The following is a 15469-nucleotide window of genomic DNA, read 5'->3' as shown; positions in this document are numbered from 1 at the left end:
CCTGCCTAATCCTCGGCCAGGATATCGACGCTGTGGCTGGTCGTCTGGCCGCCCGCCAAGCGCATGGATCCGGTGACGGGCGCCACGTCGGCATAGTCGCGGCCATAGCCGATGGTGACATGGTTAGCGGCCACGAAGCAGTCGTTCGTCGGGTCGTATTCGCACCACCCGGCCTCGGCCCCGATCCAGGCGCGGACCCAGGCGTGCATGGCATCCGCGCCTTCCAGCCGGGGCTTTCCCGGCGGCGGGTTCGTGCGCAGGAAGCCCGAGACATAGGCCGCCGGGATGCCAAGGCTGCGCAGCCCCGAGATCATGATCTGCGAGAAATCCTGGCAGACCCCATGGCGGCCCGCGAAAGCCTGGGCGATGGGGGTGTCGACCTCGGTCGCCTGGGCGTCGAAGCGCATGTGGCCGTGGATAGCGCGGCCCAGGCACTCCACCGCCTCGCGCGCGGTCGCGGCCTTGCCGCAGGCTTTCCGGGCGAAGTCGGCGATCGGGTCCACCGCCGGGATCCGAAGTGATGGGCGCAGGAAGTGATGCGGCGAATGGGGGCCAAGGTCGGTGATCTCATGCAGGTCGTCGGGCAGGCGGTCCAGGGTGGCGGACAGGTCCAGTTCCGATTCCTCGCCCAGCCGGCGCACCCGGCCTGTCATGTCGATGCGCACCTGCGTCAGCCCGGCAGGCATGACAAGCTGCGTCACTTCGTTGCCGAAGAAGTCGGTGAACCGGCTCCGCTCGGCCGGCGGGGGGGTGATGACGATGCTGCTCTGATGCACGTCCTGCAGCCCCGGCAGGTCGGCGGGACTGATGCGCAGCAATTGTCGGCCCGCGCCGGTGGGGCGGGCGAAGTCGTATCCGATGGACAGGCGCAGGCGATACAGCATCAGTGGAAATAGGTCGTGGTCAGGATGTCGGACAGCATGGCGATGCGCGCGCGCAGGCCCCACAGCGCCTCGGTCGTCAGGCTGGCGGGTTCGGCGGTGGCCAGGTCGGCGTGCAGGCGCAGGGCTTCGCGGGCCAGGGGCGACAGGGCGCCGTGGTCGTTGGCGGCGGGCAGCATGTCCACCTGCTCGCGCAGCCCGTCGATCTGGTGGCGCAGCGCGCGCGGGTTCAGCGGATCCAGCGCCAGCAGGTCGATCACCGTGGCGCGGGACGCGTTCAGGGTGAACCGGCGGCGATGGGTCAGGATGCTGTCGCCGACCTCGATCGCCAGATCCAGCGCGCCTTCGGGCGCCTTGGGATCGCACAGCACGGCCAGCAGCGCCGCCGTGCCCATGGCCCGTTCGTGCAGCCTTCCGATGGTCAGGAAGCGCCAGCCGACGAAGCGATACATGTTCTCATGCACCAGGCCGGAAATCCCCGCCAGCTTGCGCAGCAACGCGGACAGCGCGCGGGCCGCGTCGTCACCGGCCGAGACCTTGGGGGCCAGCCTTCGTGCGCTGCGGTCGATGTCGTGCAGCGCGGACCAGGCGTCGGGGGAAAAGCGGTCGCGCACGCTGCCCGCGCTGCCGATGGCGGCGGACAGGTTGTCCAGAAGCTTCTGGGGAATGGACGCAGCGGGGTCGATGCCCATCTGGCGGAACAGGGGATCGAACCCCGCCAGCAAGGGCGCGCCCGTGGCGCCGGATTCGGCCAGGCGCGTGTGATAGGCGCGCATCAGCTGCACGATCCCTTCGGCCCGTTCGGCATAGCGGCCCAGCCAGAACAGGTTGTCGGCGGATCGCGCGGGCAGGCCGCCAGCCGCCATGCGCGTGTCTGCGGCGTTCACCTGGCGGGCCATGGTGATGGCGGGCACGGGCAAGGGGCTGACGACCCAGACATCGGCGGCGGCACCGCCTTCCTGCATGGCCAGGGCGGACACGTCGGCGCCCGTGCCGATCCGCGCGAAGCCGCCCGGCATGACGGCCCAGCCCCGCGCCGTCCGGGCCAGATAGACGCGCAGCGTCATGGGCCGCGGCACCAGGGCGCCGTCCACAAGGGCCGGGGTGGTGGACAGGGTCACGGCCTCTTGCGCGACCAGATCGCCGCCGCCCTCGGTCAGCCGCCGGTCAAGCACCTCGGCGGGCAGGCCAACGGCGCGGGTCAGGTCGTCCGTGGGGTCGAAGGGCAGGCGGGTGGTCAGCGCATCCGCCAGCACCATCCGGCGCGGGCTGGCGCGCACCGCCGCGCGGGCGGCGGGATCGCCGCACCACCAAGTGGCGATGTTGGGAATGGCCAGCGGCGCGCCGACCAGATCCGGCGCAAGCTTCGGCAGAAAGGCCATCAGCGCGCGCGTTTCCAGAACGCCCGAGCCCAAGGCGTTCACCATCGTCACCGCGCCTGCCCGCAGCGCCGCGACCATGCCGGGCGTGCCGATACGGGACGCGGGTTCCAGTTCCAAGGGATCGGCATATTGCGCGTCAAGCCTGCGCCACAGCACATCGACCTGCCGCATCCCCTGGACGGTGCGCACCATCAGCCGGTCGCCCGACACGCACAGGTCGTCGCCTTCCAGCAGAGTGAAGCCCAGGTAACGGGCGATATAGGCGTGTTCGAAATAGGTCTCGTTCATGGGGCCGGGCGTCAGGATCGCCACGCGGCTGTCCTTGTCGGTGGCCTGGGCCTGCAAGGCATCGCGGAAATTGCGAAAGAATCCCGCCAGCCGATGCACGTTCCCGTCCGGGTAGAGTTCCGAAAACGCCCGAGAGGTGGCGACCCGATTTTCCAGCGCATACCCCGCCCCCGATGGCGCCTGCGCGCGGTCCGCCAGCACCCACCATTCACCGTCCGGGCCGCGCCCCAGTTCGAAGGCCAGGAAGTGCAGGAAATGCCCGCCGCGCGGCTTGACCCCCACCATCGGACGCAGCCATTCGGGGTTGCCCGCCACCAGGGCCGCGGGCAGGCGGCCCGATGCCACAAGCCTGTTCGCGCCGTAAAGGTCGGCCATCACCGCTTCCAGAAGGTCGGCGCGCTGGCGCAGGGCCGCGCCGATGCCCTTCCATTCCTCCTCGGCCAGAAGGACGGGGATATGGCTCAGCGGCCAGGGGCGTTCGACGGATTCGCCGCCGCCGTATTGGCGATAGAAGACGCCGCTATCCAGCAGGTAACGGTCGGCGCGGGCCAGATCGCGCGCCAGGCTGTCGTCGGGCAAGGCGTCCAGATGCGCGACCAGCTTGCGCCACAGCGGGCGGATCGTGCCGTCGGGGGCGACCATCTCGTCCGGGACGCCGGGCAGCGGGCGATAGGCCGCGCTGCGCGGCTGTTCCAGGCTGTCTGCCCGCTCGCCCGCCATGCGTCACACCCCGGCCGCGCGGCGAAGGTCCAGGGTCAACGGAAATTCCCGGTGGATCCGTTCCGGCGGGGCCGTGTGTCCATGTCCGGGGCGGTGCCCATGGGGGCTGAAGCGCGCCAGCCTGCGGGCCTCGGCCTCGTTCCCGTTGACGGGGAAGGTGTCATAGTTGCGCCCGCCCGGATGGGCGACGTGATAGACGCAGCCGCCAAGGGCGCGGCCCGACCAGGTGTCGAAGATGTCGAAGGTCAGCGGCGCATCGACGGGCAGAACGGGATGCATCGCCGATGCGGGCTGCCAGGCCTTGAAGCGCACCCCCGCCACGGCTTCGCCTGCCCCGATATCCGTCAACGGCACCGCGCGCCCGTTGCAGAGCACCCGATAGCGGGACGGATCGGCCGAGGACAGCTTGACCTGCAAGCGTTCGGTCGAGCTGTCGGTATAACGCACGGTCCCGCCGATCGCCCCGGTTTCCCCCAGGACGTGCCAGGGTTCCAGCGCCTGGCGCAGTTCCAGGTGGACGCCCTCGACCTCGACCTCGCCGCAGAAGGGGAAGCGGAACTCGGCCTGGGCCTTGAACCACTCCTCCTGCATCGGGAAGCCGTGGTCGGTCAGGTCGCGCAACACGTCCTGGAAATCGGTCCAGACGAAATGGGGCAGCATGAAGCGGTCGTGCAGCGCGGTGCCCCAGCGGGTCAGGTCGCCCGTGGCCGGTTCGCGCCAGAACCGCGCGATCAGCGCGCGCAGCAGCAGTTGCTGGGCCAGGCTCATCCGCGCGTCGGGCGGCATCTCGAAGCCCCGGAACTCGACCAGACCCAGGCGGCCGGTTGGACCGTCGGGGGAATACAGCTTGTCGATGCAGATCTCGGCCCGGTGCGTGTTGCCGGTCACGTCGGTCAGGATGTTGCGCAGCAGCCGGTCGGTCAGCCAGGGCAGGGGCGGCGTGCCCCGGTCCGGCGCGGGGATCTGGGCAAGCGCGATTTCCAGTTCGTAAAGCGCGTCGTGCCGTGCCTCGTCGATCCGGGGGGCCTGCGACGTGGGACCGATGAACAGGCCCGAGAACAGGTAGGACAGCGACGGATGCCGGTTCCAGTGCAGGATAAGGCTCGCCAGCAGGTCGGGGCGGCGCAGGAAGGGACTGTCGTTGGTGGTGGCGCCCCCCACGACGACATGGTTGCCCCCGCCGGTGCCGGTATGCTTGCCGTCGATCATGAACTTTTCCGCGCCAAGACGCGACTGGCGCGCGTCCTCGTAAACGCCCTGCGTGATCGCCACGCAGTCGTCCCAATCGCTGGCCGGGTGGATGTTCACCTCGATCACGCCGGGGTCGGGGGCCACGCGGATCACGTTGAGGCGCGGGTCATGCGGCGGGGCATAGCCTTCGACATGGACGCGCAGGTCCAGGCGCAGGGCCGCAGCCTCGACCGCGCGCAGCAGGTCCAGGTATTCCTCCAGCGTCGCGACCGGCGGCATGAAGACGCAGAGCCGCCCGTTCTTGGGTTCCACCGACAGGGCCGTGCGGACCATGCCCTGCAATTCCGGCACGCCGACGCCGGGCACCTGCTGCACGACGTCCTGGATCGGCTGATTGGCGACGAAGCTGGCCATCGGCTGGGACTTGCGATCCGGCGCGATCTCCCCCGGTTCGGCCAGCGGCGCGCGTTCGACCGTCGGATCGGTCGGGTTGATATAGGGATAGACCGAAGCCGGCAGATGCGGCAGCGAGGACAGCGGAAGGCGGTATCCGACCGGGCTGTCGCCGGGCACCAGGAAGACATGCCCGCGCCGCAGCCGCCAGCGTTCGGAATACCAGGTGATGCCGGATTTCGATTGCCAGCTTTGGATCGGCAGCACGAAGCCCGTAGGCGTGGTCAGGCCGCGATTGAAGACGCTGGCGATGCGGTGGCGTGCCTCGGGGTCTTCCAGCTTGCTGTTCTCGGGGCTGACATTGGCGGGCAGGTTCGCTTCCTTGACCAGCCATTCGGCAGGGTCCTCATAGGCGGGCAGGACGTTGTCGTCGGACACGCCCAACTCAGTGGCCATTTCCCGCAGCAGTTCCTGCGCCTGCAGGGGCGTCACCGCGCCATCGCCCGCTTCCTGGGCGATCAGGTCCGGGTTCTGCCAGATGGGCTGGCCGTCCTTGCGCCAGTAGAGCGAGAAGGTCCAGCGGGGCAGCGTCTCGCCCGGATACCATTTGCCCTGGCCGTAATGCAGGAAACCGTTGGGCGCGAAACGGTGACGCAGCTTGCGGATCAGCACGTCGGCGCGGTGGCGTTTCGTCGGCCCCACGGCAGCGGTGTTCCATTCGGGGGATTCGAAATCGTCGATGGACACGAAGGTCGGCTCTCCGCCCATGGTCAGGCGCACGTCGCCGTCGCGCAGGGCGGCATCGACCCGGTGTCCCAAGCGGTTCAGGTCGGCCCAGGCGTCATCGCTGAAGGGCTTGGTGATGCGCGGATGCTCGGCCACGCGGCGGATCTGCATGTCGAAGTCGAAATCGACCTCGGCAAAGCTCGCCATGCCGCTGATGGGGGCGCAACTGCGGTAATGCGGGGCGGCGGCCAGCGGGATATGGCTTTCGCCGGTCAGCAGGCCGGATGTCGGATCCAGCCCGATCCAGCCCGCGCCGGGAATATAGACCTCGGCCCAGGCGTGCAGGTCGGTGAAGTCGTGGGCGGTGCCGGACGGGCCATCCAGCGCCTGAAGGTCCGGCTTCAACTGGATCAGGTATCCCGACACGAAGCGCGCGGCAAAGCCAAGGTGGCGCAGCGTCTGGACCAGCAGCCATGTCGAGTCGCGGCACGATCCGCTGCGCAGGGCCAGCGTCTCCTCGGGCGTCTGCACGCCCGGTTCCATGCGGATCGTATAGGCGGTCTCGCCCGCGATGTGTGCGTTCAGGGCGACCAGGAAATCGACGGTGCGGGTCTTTTCGCGCGGAATGCTGTCCAGCAGCGCACGCAGCAGCGGCCCGGCGGGTTCGGCCTGGCGATAGGGGACCAGTTCCTCGGCCAGGTCGGGGGCATAGTCGAAGGGCCAGTGTTCGGCCGCATCCTCGACGAAGAAGTCGAAGGGGTTATAGACGGTCATGTCCGCGACCAGATCGACCTCGATCTTCAATTCGCGCACGGGCTCGGGGAAGACGAAGCGCGCCAGCCAGTTGCCGAAGGGATCCTGCTGGTGGTTCACGAAGTGGTCTTCGGGCGTGACCTTCAGGGAATGGGATATGACACGGGTCCGCGAATGCGGCGCGGGGCGCAGGCGGATCACCTGGGGCGCAAGGATCACCGGACGATCATACTTGTAATGCGTCAGGTGATAGATGCTGGCCTTGATCGACATGCCGTCCCCCTGCTGTCCTTGCCGCCAGCTTACACAATGTGAAAGCGGGTGCGAGAAGGAAAGCCGGGGCAGCACGCCCGCAGCAAGGGGCGGAGGCCTTGCCTAGGTTTTGCGCAGGGCGTCGGACAGCCGGTCCCATTCGGCATGGCTTCCGGGAATGCCCAGCCGCAGCCATGTCGAGGAAGAGGGAAAGCGCCGGGTCCAGACATGCGCCCGCGCCAACCGTTCCTGTGCGGCGGCGGCATCGCCGGTGTCGTAAAGCCGGAACAGATGCGTGCCGCCCACCGGGCGCCAGCCTGCACGAATGGCAAGGCGGTCCAGGCGCAGCGCGGCCTCGGCATGATACAGGATCGCGTCCTCGGCCCAGGTCCGGTCGGCCAGGGCCAGGGTGCCAAGACGCAGCGCGCGGGCATCGGCGGGCCGGAAGCCCGGCGCTTCGGACAGGCGGGCGAGATGCGCGTGCTGCGCCAGGACGATGCAAAGCCGCAACCCCCAGAGTGGGCGCAGGCTGCGCAGCACGATCGCGTTCGGGGGCAGGGCAGGCGCCAGGGACAGGTCGGGCCGGGCATCGGCAAGGCTTTCGTCCACGACCAGAAGCCCGACACGGCGCGCCAGGTGCGCCAAGGCCTCGGGGGGCCATTCGCGGCCTTCGGGGTTGGTCGGGTTCGTTACCACGGCAAGGTCGGCGCCCGCCATGTCCTCGGTGGGGCCGCGCCTTGCCACCTGTTGGCCCGCCGGCAGCAGACGGGGGATCAGCCGCATCGCCGGAGAGCCGACAGCCAGAACCTGGGACGGCAGGCATCCGAACCAGCGGGCGGCGGCTTCGGCCAGCCGGTCCGTCGGGGCGTTCCCGGTGTCGTCTGGCACCGGCCAGGGGCGACGGTTGACGGCCCCGGACAGGTCGATCAAAGCCCCTGCGCCGGTCGCTGCTGGCGCCCTACCGATGTCGCCGCCCTGGTCGCGTGGCATGGCCTTCGCCTCTTGTCGGAACCGGATGGCGCGATTTAGCCGACAGTCAGGTTTTCCACAATCTTTTCGGGAATTTCGCTTTACAGCGGCCCAAATCACGCCCACGATATATTGTAGGAACATTCCGGCACCCGTGCCCGGTCTTGTTCTGCAAACAAGGGACAGCGGCACGAAATCGCGTCCCGTCCGAGGCAGGATGCTGACATGGCGCTAACGGAAGCAGTGATTCCGACCGATGAGATTCATCCCATCGACATCGTCGAGGCGGTGGCTCTCCATCACGACTGGGATTTCGACCGCCTGGCCGACGACCAGATTGCCATGGTGGTCCAGGGCCAGTGGCGCAGCTATTCGCTGACGCTGGCCTGGTCTGCGCGCGAATCCGTGCTGCGCCTGATCTGCACCTTCGATCTGGATCCGCCCGCAGACCGCCTGCCCCTTGTCTATGAGACGATGAATCTGGCCAATGACCAGGTCTGGGACGGCGGCTTCACCTTCTGGTCCAAGCAGCGGCTGATGGTCTGGCGTTATGGGCTGCTGCTGGCGGGCGATGCGGTGGCATCGGCCGAACAGGTGGACCAGATGATCAGCAACGCCCTGCTCAGCTGCGAACGCTTCTATCCCTCGTTCCAGCTGGTCGCCTGGGGCAACAGCAGCCCCGCCGCTGCACTGGACATCGCATTGGGCGAGGCCTACGGACGGGCATAAGGGGCGCTTGGCCCCACTGCGACAAGGGGGGCCGGATGGGCGATTTCGACGATCTCAACACACGCGGGCTGGTGCTGGTGGGCTGTGGCCGGATGGGCGGGGCGATGCTGCGCGGCTGGCTGGCGCGCGGGCTGGAACCGGGTGCCGTCACGGTGATCGACCCGCATCTTTCGCCCGAATGGCTGGACAAGGGGCTGCGTGTGAACACCGGCCTGCCCGCAGATCCCGCCGTGCTGGTTCTGGCTGTCAAGCCGCAGATGATGGCGCAGGCCCTGGGCGGCGTGCCCAGCCTGTCGGATACGCTGGTCCTGTCGGTGGCGGCGGGCACCACGATCGCCACGTTCGAAACGGCTTTTCCCGGCGCGCCGATCGTCCGCGTGATGCCGAACACCCCTGCCGCCATCGGTCAGGGCATCAGCGCCATGATCGGCAACGCCCTGGCCACGCCCGCCCATCTGGATCTGGCCCAGACTCTGATGGGGGCCGTCGGCCGCGTGGTCCGGCTGGACCACGAGGACCAGATGGATGCCGTCACCGGCCTGTCTGGCAGCGGCCCGGCCTATGTGTTCCACCTGATCGAGGCGATGGCGAAGGCGGGCGAGGCGCAGGGCCTGCCGCCCGCGCTGTCGCTGGAGCTGGCGCGCATGACGGTTGCCGGGGCGGGGGCGCTTGCCATTGACGCGGACGAGGATCCGGCGGTCTTGCGCGAAAACGTCACCTCGCCCGGCGGGACGACGGCGGCGGGGCTGCGCGTGCTGATGGACCCCAATACCGGCCTGCCGCCCCTGATGGCGCGGACCATTGCCGCCGCCACCGAACGCGGGCGTGAACTTGGGCGGGCGCAATGACCATCAGCTTCGACGATTTCCTGAAGGTCGATATCCGCGTGGCCACCATCACGCGCGCCGAACCCTTCCCCGAGGCGCGAAAGCCCGCGATCAAGCTGTGGCTGGACGTGGGGGTCTTGGGCGAACGCAAGTCCTCGGCCCAGATCACGCGGCATTACGAACCCGCGCAACTGGTCGGCAAGCAGGTGCTTTGCGTGGTGAACTTTCCGCCCCGCCAGATCGGTCCCGTCCGGTCCGAGGTCTTGGTCCTGGGCGTCCCCGATCCCGACGGAGAGGTGGTGCTGATCCGCCCCGACCTTGATGTCCCGAATGGAGGAAGGCTTTACTGATGCGGCTTCTTGTCACAAGGCCCATGACCGCCCGCGCCACCCAGGCGATCCGCGCCCGTTTCGACGCGACCTTCCGCGACAACACCCCCCTGTCCGAGGCAGAGGCCGCCGCCGCCCTGCGCGATTACGACGCGATCATGCCGACGCTTGGCGACGCCTTCACCGCCGCCGCCTTCGCAGGCCAGCCGCGTTGCAGGATCCTGGCGAACTTCGGGGCTGGCTATAACCATATCGACGTCGCTGCGGCCAAAGCGGCAGGGGTCGTCGTCACCAACACGCCCGACGTGGTGACGGATGCCACCGCCGACATCGCGGTGATGCTGATCCTGATGACCCTGCGCCGCGCATCGGAAGGCGAACGAATCCTGCGCGCAGGCCGGTGGACCGGGTGGAACCCGACCCAGCTTCTGGGCGGACATGCGACTGGGCGGACCCTGGGCATCGTCGGCATGGGCCGCATCGGGCAGGCCATTGCCCGGCGCTGCCACCACGGCTTCGGGATGGATGTGGTGTTCTTCAACCGCTCGACTGTTACCGGCCTGGATTTCCCCGCCCGCCAGATCGACGGGTTGGAGGCGATGCTGGAACAGGCCGACGTGGCCGTGCTGGCGGTGCCGGGCGGGACCGGCACGCGGCATCTGATCGGTGCCCCCGAACTGGCCGCGCTTGGGCCGCAGGGCTATCTGGTCAACATCGCCCGTGGCGACGTGGTGGATGAGGCCGCGTTGATCGAGGCGCTGCACGGCGGCGTCATCGCGGGCGCGGGCCTGGACGTTTACGAACGCGAACCGCTGGTTCCCCAAGACCTGCTCGACGCCCCGAACGCCACGCTCTTGCCGCATCTGGGCACCGCGACCGACGACACCAGAACGGCCATGGCCCTGCGGGCGCTGGACAACCTGATCGCTTTCTCCGATGGCCAGCACCCTCACGACCAGATGAATTGAAAGGCCCTCAGGAACCCTCGGGACTGCCAAATGTTAATTCACCAGATCACTGCTTCGAAGGAGACAGGCATGAACTGGGATATCGTTCAGGGCAAATGGAAACAGGTCAAAGGCTCGCTCAAGGAACAGTGGGGTGACCTGACGGACGACGATCTGGACCGGATGGACGGCAGCAAGGATCAGCTTGCCGGCAAGTTGCAGGAAAAATACGGCTGGACCAAGAACGAGGCCGAGCGCAACATCGACGACTATTTCCGTGACCGCACGCTCTAGGCCGCAGGTCCTGGAATGAATGGAAGGGGGTGTCTTTGTGGCACCCTTTTTCTTTGCCGATGGTCAGGCTACCAAGGCCGGACCCGATTTGGGAGCCGGACCGGAGGCGGCCATGATGTATTCCTATGTCATCCATCAGGGCCGCATTGTCCGGCAGGACAAGGGCGCCCCCTTGTCCGATGCCATCTGGATCGACCTGATCGCGCCGGGGAAAGAGGAAACGGCCCTGCTCAGGGAACTGGGCGTGGATGTTCCCACCCTGGCGGACATGGAGGAGATCGAGATTTCGAACCGGCTTTACCGGGAATCGGGGATCGACACCATGACGGCCGTGCTGCCGGGCGAACGGGGCGACGGCAACCGCGTGACGATGCCGGTCAGCTTCATCCTGTCGCCGCAGCGGCTGGTGACGGTGCGCCATCATTCCCCCCGGCCCTTCCTGACCTATCCCGAACGGGCCGAGCGATCCACCCTGGGCTGCGCCACCGCGCACCGCCTGTTCATCGGCCTGGCCGAGGAGATCATCGCCCGGCTGGCCGACATCCTGGAGGGGTCGGGCCGCTTGCTGGACGATGCGACCATTTCGATCTTCGAGACCCGGCCCGCGCGCGGACAGGGCGACCGGCTGCAATCGGCCCTGCGCCAGGTGGGGCGCGAAGCCGAAGCCCTGGCCCGCCTTCGCCTGTCGCTGCTGACCATCGAGCGGATGCTGGCCTTCTATATGGCCACCGTCGATGAACAGCCCGAGGCCAAGCGGCTGCGCCCGGTGGTCAAGGGACAGTTGCGCGACGTTCAGGCGCTGGAGGTTCATGCCGACTTCCTGGGGTCGCGCGTCAGCCTGGCCGTGGACACGACGCTGGGGATGATCAATCTGGAACAGAACAACACCGTGCGCATTCTGTCTGTCGTGGCGGCGCTGTTCCTGCCGCCGACGCTGATCGCCAGCATCTACGGCATGAACTTCGAGGTGATGCCGGAACTGGACGAACGCTGGGGCTATCCCATGGCCCTTGGACTGATGGCCGCGACGGCGGCGGCGACCTGGCTGGTGCTGCGCTGGAAGCGCTGGCTGTAGGGGGCGGGCGGCGGGAATGACCTTGCCGCACCAAATGCGGCGGCCTATTGGTCGGTCACAGATGGAAGGAGAAATGTCCATGCGCTCATCCTTGTCCTATCTGCGGTGGCCGCTGATCGTCACGGTCGTGGGCATCGCCCTGGCAGCCTGGCTGGGCTATCGCTTCACCGACAGCACGACAGGGGCCGTGTCCTTCTTCATGATCGCGGTGGTGCTGGCGATCCTGGAAATCTCGCTGTCCTTCGACAACGCCATCGTCAATGCCAACAAGCTGAAGGAAATGACGCCCAAATGGCAGCGGCGTTTCCTGACCTGGGGCATCCTGATCGCGGTCTTCGGGATGCGCATCATCTTCCCGCTGCTGATCGTGGTGATCGCCGCTCATATCGGCCCGCTGGCGGCGATCCGGCTGGCCGCGACCGAACCCGAGGAGTATTCGCGCCTGATCCACGAGGCGCATCTGCCCATCGCGGCCTTCGGCGGCGCCTTCCTGATGCTGGTCGCGCTGAGCTTCTTCTTCGACCAGTCCAAGGACGTGGACTGGATCGGCAAGATCGAGCGTGCGCTGCGCCGCGCCGGGTCGGTGCGCGGGATGGAGGTCGGCTTCGTTCTGGTGATCATCCTGTTGTTCGTCTGGCTGCTGCCGGTCCGGGACGAGCAGTTGTTCATGTACAGCGCGATGTGGGGAATCGTCACCTTCCTGGCCGTGGACGCCCTGGGACATGTGCTGGACCGCTGGGGACAGGCGCAGGATGCCGCGCGGGGGACGGCTCAGGTGGGCCTGGGCGGGTTCCTTTATCTGGAGGTGCTGGACGCGTCCTTCAGCTTTGACGGGGTGATCGGAGCATTCGCGCTGACCCAGAACCTGTTCCTGATCGCCATCGGCCTGGGGATCGGGGCCATGTATGTGCGGTCCATGACCGTGATGCTGGTCGAACGGGGCACGCTGGCGGAGTTCCGGTACCTGGAACACGGCGCCTTCTGGTCGATCCTGATCCTGTCGATCATCATGTTCGGCCAGACCATGTGGCACCTGCCAGAGGTCGTGACCGGAATGCTGGGCGCGATCTTCATCGGCGCGGCCTTTATCAATTCGGTCATGTGGAACCGCCGGCACAAGGGGCAGGCGCTGCATTGACGAAGGCCGGGGGACTTCACGTCCCCCGGTCCCCCTGTGGGATATTTCGACCAAGGCAAAGGATGCGGCCCGATCCGCGCCTTTTACATCTGGTCGATCAGGTCCAGCATCTCGGGCGGGATCTGCTGTTCGTGCAGGGTGAAGCTGTGGCTTTCGCAATCCTCGGTCACGGTGATGCGATAGGTCATTCGGTCGGCGCAGGCGCCGCAGGGTTGGCGGGCCAGGCGTGCCAGCTCGTCGGGTCCGAAGGCATCGCACAACTCCTGGCGCATCTGTTCGGGCTGGTCATCCACGTCGATGGTCTTGCGCAGCCGCGCGGCGGCCATGCCGCCAAAGCCACCCTGCGCCGCGATTTCGATGATCATGGCGATGATCCCCCGCTGATACGGGGAATCTAGGCCTAGATCGCGATTCCGACAAGTTTCCAGGCACGGCGCAGCATCACCGTCTCGATGCTGCCGCGGCCGGCAAGCTCGATGGCCGAATCCATGGTCTGGTCCGCCCAGTCGGAAAAGCTGGCCATGGGATTGTTCAGCGTCTGCAACGCGCGATACCAGACCCGGCCCGGCAGTTCCCAGGACCGCCCGCCGAGATAGGCGCAGAACAGATAGAAGGCGTGGTTCGGGATCCCCGAATTGATGTGCACACCGCCGTTGTCATCCGTGGTCGTCACGAAATGATCCATGTGCCACGGCTGCGGATCCTGGCCCAGCAGGTCGTCGGCATAGGCGGTGCCCGGCGCCTTCATGCTGCGCAGGGCCACGCCGTTGATGCCGGGGCCAAGGATGCCGCGGCCGACCAGCCAGTCGGCCTGATGCACCTCTTGTCCCAGGGCGCGTTGCAGCGCGAGGGAGCCGAAGACATCGGCGATGCTTTCGTTCAGCGCCCCCGACTGGTTTTCATAGATCAGCCCGCCGGAATGCTGGATGACGCCGTGGGCCATTTCGTGTCCGATCACCGACAGTTCCAGGAAGGTGCGGAAGATCTTGCCGTCGCCGGTGCCATAGGCCATCTGGGTGCCGTTCCAGAAGGCGTTGTTGTAATCGCGGCGGTGATGGACGGTGGCGATCAGCGGCATCCCTTCGCCGTCCAGGGAATTGCGGCCGTATTCTTCGGCAAACAGGGAAAACACCTGTCCCGCCGCGTCATAGGCGGTGTCGGCATCTGCGATGCCGGTCGGATCCTGGCCTTCGGACCGGACCAGCTTGCCGGGCAGCGCGGCACGGAACTGGCCATCGTGGATGCGACGGTCGGGACAGCACAGATCCTTCGCCGGCGTGACGGCGGAAGTGGCATAGGCGCCGCCGAGGGGCTGGTCCGGGGGCAGGCCCGCCCGCGTCAGTTCGGCGCGTTCGTCGCGCAGCTTTTCCGTCTGCTTCAGCAACGTCCGGGCCATTTCCGCCGTCCTGGGATCGCCCCGCAGGGCCAGCACCCGCAGCATATAGGGGGGAACGATGCAATGGATCGAATGGTGGTGCGAACTGTTCAATAAAAAGCACATGAGGCGAATCCCGTTCTGGAAACTCGCTTTATCCTAGCACGGGCAAGTCATGAACAAAACAAGAACATCAAGCAATGCGCAGCCCCTTGCCGTCGAACAGGTGCAGCGATCCGGGGCGATAGGCCAGCCGCAGGTATTCGGGCAGGGCCTCGCCCGAGGGCATGGTCACGGTCAGCCGCTCTCCTCCGGTCTGGCCGTGAACCAGGCGTTGCGCGCCCAGTTCCTCGACCGCAAGAACCTCCATCTCCAGAGGGCCATCGGGGGCGACGGTCAGATCCTCGGGGCGGATGCCGATGGTTCCGGCATGGTCGGTGCCGGGCAGGTGCGGGACCGCGCGGCGGCTGATCAGGTTCATGGCCGGGCTGCCGATGAAGCTGGCGACAAAGGTCGAGGCGGGCTTGCGATAAACCTCCAGCGGGGTGCCGATCTGTTCGATCCGGCCCGCGTTCAGCACCACGAGGCGGTCGGCCAGCGTCATCGCCTCGAGCTGGTCATGCGTGACATAGATCGAGGTCGTGCGCAGACGGCGCTGCAATTCCTTGATTTCCAGCCGCATGGTGACGCGCAGCTTGGCGTCCAGGTTCGACAGCGGCTCGTCGAACAGGAAGGCCGCCGGTTCGCGCACGATGGCGCGGCCCATGGCGACGCGCTGACGCTGGCCGCCGGACAGGGCGCGGGGCTTGCGGTCCAGATAGGGGCCGATTTGCAGGATTTCCGCCGCCTGGGCCACGCGCTTGTCGATTTCCGCCTTGGGCGTGCGGCGGTTCTTCAGCCCATAGGCCAGGTTCTGGCGCACGGACATATGCGGATAAAGCGCATAGTTCTGGAACACCATGGCAATGTCGCGGTCGGCGGGTTCGATGTCGTTGACCACGCGGTCGCCAATGCGGACCGTGCCTTCGCTGATCGATTCCAGCCCGGCGACCATGCGCAGCAGCGTGGACTTGCCGCAGCCGGACGGCCCAACCAAGACGACGAATTCTCCGTCCGCGATGTCGATGCTGACATCGCCCACGGCGCGGGTGCCGCCCGCATAAACCTTGCCGACCTTGTCGAGGATGATTGATGCCATGT

Annotated in this window: 14 protein-coding genes; 7 read left to right on the top strand and 7 right to left on the bottom strand. The window is 67.2% G+C overall.

Annotated elements, in window-relative coordinates:
• Positions 1-5 precede the first annotated feature (5 nt).
• The 4 genes from RAH32_RS05425 to RAH32_RS05410 all read right to left on the bottom strand — a co-directional run bounded on the left by RAH32_RS05425 (position 6) and on the right by RAH32_RS05410 (position 7576).
• Complete coding sequence (locus tag RAH32_RS05425; RefSeq protein WP_306605863.1) at positions 6-884, bottom strand: transglutaminase family protein; 879 nt, start codon at positions 882-884, stop codon at positions 6-8.
• The gene (locus RAH32_RS05420) at positions 884-3271 is read right to left on the bottom strand and encodes a circularly permuted type 2 ATP-grasp protein (protein ID WP_306605861.1); all 2388 of its coding nucleotides are present in this window, start codon (positions 3269-3271) and stop codon (positions 884-886) included. The genes RAH32_RS05425 and RAH32_RS05420 overlap by 1 nt, the downstream gene beginning before the upstream one ends.
• 3 nt (positions 3272-3274) lie before the next feature.
• Positions 3275-6607: a transglutaminase family protein gene (locus RAH32_RS05415; protein WP_306605859.1), complete on the bottom strand. Its 3333-nt coding sequence runs from the start codon at positions 6605-6607 to the stop codon at positions 3275-3277.
• A 102-nt stretch (positions 6608-6709) separates the two neighbouring features.
• Entirely contained in the window at positions 6710-7576 is an 867-nt protein-coding gene (locus tag RAH32_RS05410; protein ID WP_306605857.1) for a threonine-phosphate decarboxylase, read from the bottom strand.
• 204 nt (positions 7577-7780) lie between these two features.
• Between RAH32_RS05410 and RAH32_RS05405 the strand changes: the two genes are divergently transcribed.
• The 7 genes from RAH32_RS05405 (at position 7781) to RAH32_RS05375 (ending at position 12894) form a co-directional block, all read left to right on the top strand.
• Positions 7781-8284 carry a type III secretion system chaperone family protein gene (locus RAH32_RS05405; protein ID WP_306605854.1) on the top strand — a complete coding sequence of 168 codons (504 nt, stop codon included), beginning with the start codon at positions 7781-7783 and terminating at the stop codon, positions 8282-8284.
• A gap of 35 nt (positions 8285-8319) precedes the next feature.
• Positions 8320-9132, top strand: a complete 813-nt coding sequence (gene proC / locus RAH32_RS05400) for a pyrroline-5-carboxylate reductase (protein ID WP_306605852.1) — start codon at positions 8320-8322, stop codon at positions 9130-9132.
• Positions 9129-9461: a tRNA-binding protein gene (locus RAH32_RS05395; RefSeq protein ID WP_306605851.1), complete on the top strand. Its 333-nt coding sequence runs from the start codon at positions 9129-9131 to the stop codon at positions 9459-9461. The genes proC and RAH32_RS05395 overlap by 4 nt, the downstream gene beginning before the upstream one ends.
• On the top strand, positions 9461-10408 hold the full coding sequence (locus RAH32_RS05390; RefSeq protein ID WP_306605849.1) for a 2-hydroxyacid dehydrogenase: 948 nt from the start codon (positions 9461-9463) through the stop codon (positions 10406-10408). The genes RAH32_RS05395 and RAH32_RS05390 overlap by 1 nt, the downstream gene beginning before the upstream one ends.
• A 69-nt stretch (positions 10409-10477) precedes the next feature.
• Positions 10478-10681 carry a CsbD family protein gene (locus tag RAH32_RS05385; protein ID WP_306605847.1) on the top strand — a complete coding sequence of 68 codons (204 nt, stop codon included), beginning with the start codon at positions 10478-10480 and terminating at the stop codon, positions 10679-10681.
• 112 nt (positions 10682-10793) lie between these two features.
• A complete protein-coding gene (locus tag RAH32_RS05380; protein ID WP_306605845.1) occupies positions 10794-11756 on the top strand; it encodes a magnesium transporter CorA family protein in 963 nt (320 codons plus the stop codon).
• Positions 11757-11835: 79 nt separating this feature from the next.
• Positions 11836-12894 (top strand): DUF475 domain-containing protein, encoded by a 1059-nt coding sequence (locus tag RAH32_RS05375; RefSeq protein ID WP_306605843.1) that lies wholly within the window; start codon positions 11836-11838, stop codon positions 12892-12894.
• Positions 12895-12977: 83 nt separating this feature from the next.
• Here the strand turns inward: RAH32_RS05375 and RAH32_RS05370 are convergent, their stop codons facing one another.
• The 3 genes from RAH32_RS05370 to ugpC form a co-directional block, all read right to left on the bottom strand.
• Complete coding sequence (locus RAH32_RS05370) at positions 12978-13259, bottom strand: protealysin inhibitor emfourin (protein ID WP_306605841.1); 282 nt, start codon at positions 13257-13259, stop codon at positions 12978-12980.
• A gap of 35 nt (positions 13260-13294) precedes the next feature.
• Positions 13295-14395 (bottom strand): M4 family metallopeptidase, encoded by a 1101-nt coding sequence (locus RAH32_RS05365; RefSeq protein WP_306605840.1) that lies wholly within the window; start codon positions 14393-14395, stop codon positions 13295-13297.
• 67 nt (positions 14396-14462) lie between these two features.
• A complete protein-coding gene (ugpC, locus tag RAH32_RS05360; RefSeq protein ID WP_306605838.1) occupies positions 14463-15467 on the bottom strand; it encodes a sn-glycerol-3-phosphate ABC transporter ATP-binding protein UgpC in 1005 nt (334 codons plus the stop codon).
• Between the last annotated feature and the right edge of the window lie 2 nt (positions 15468-15469).

Origin of the sequence: Paracoccus yibinensis (assembly GCF_030846195.1) — a bacterium.
Lineage (GTDB): Bacteria > Pseudomonadota > Alphaproteobacteria > Rhodobacterales > Rhodobacteraceae > Paracoccus > Paracoccus yibinensis.
This window is presented reverse-complemented; position numbering and strand designations above follow the sequence as displayed.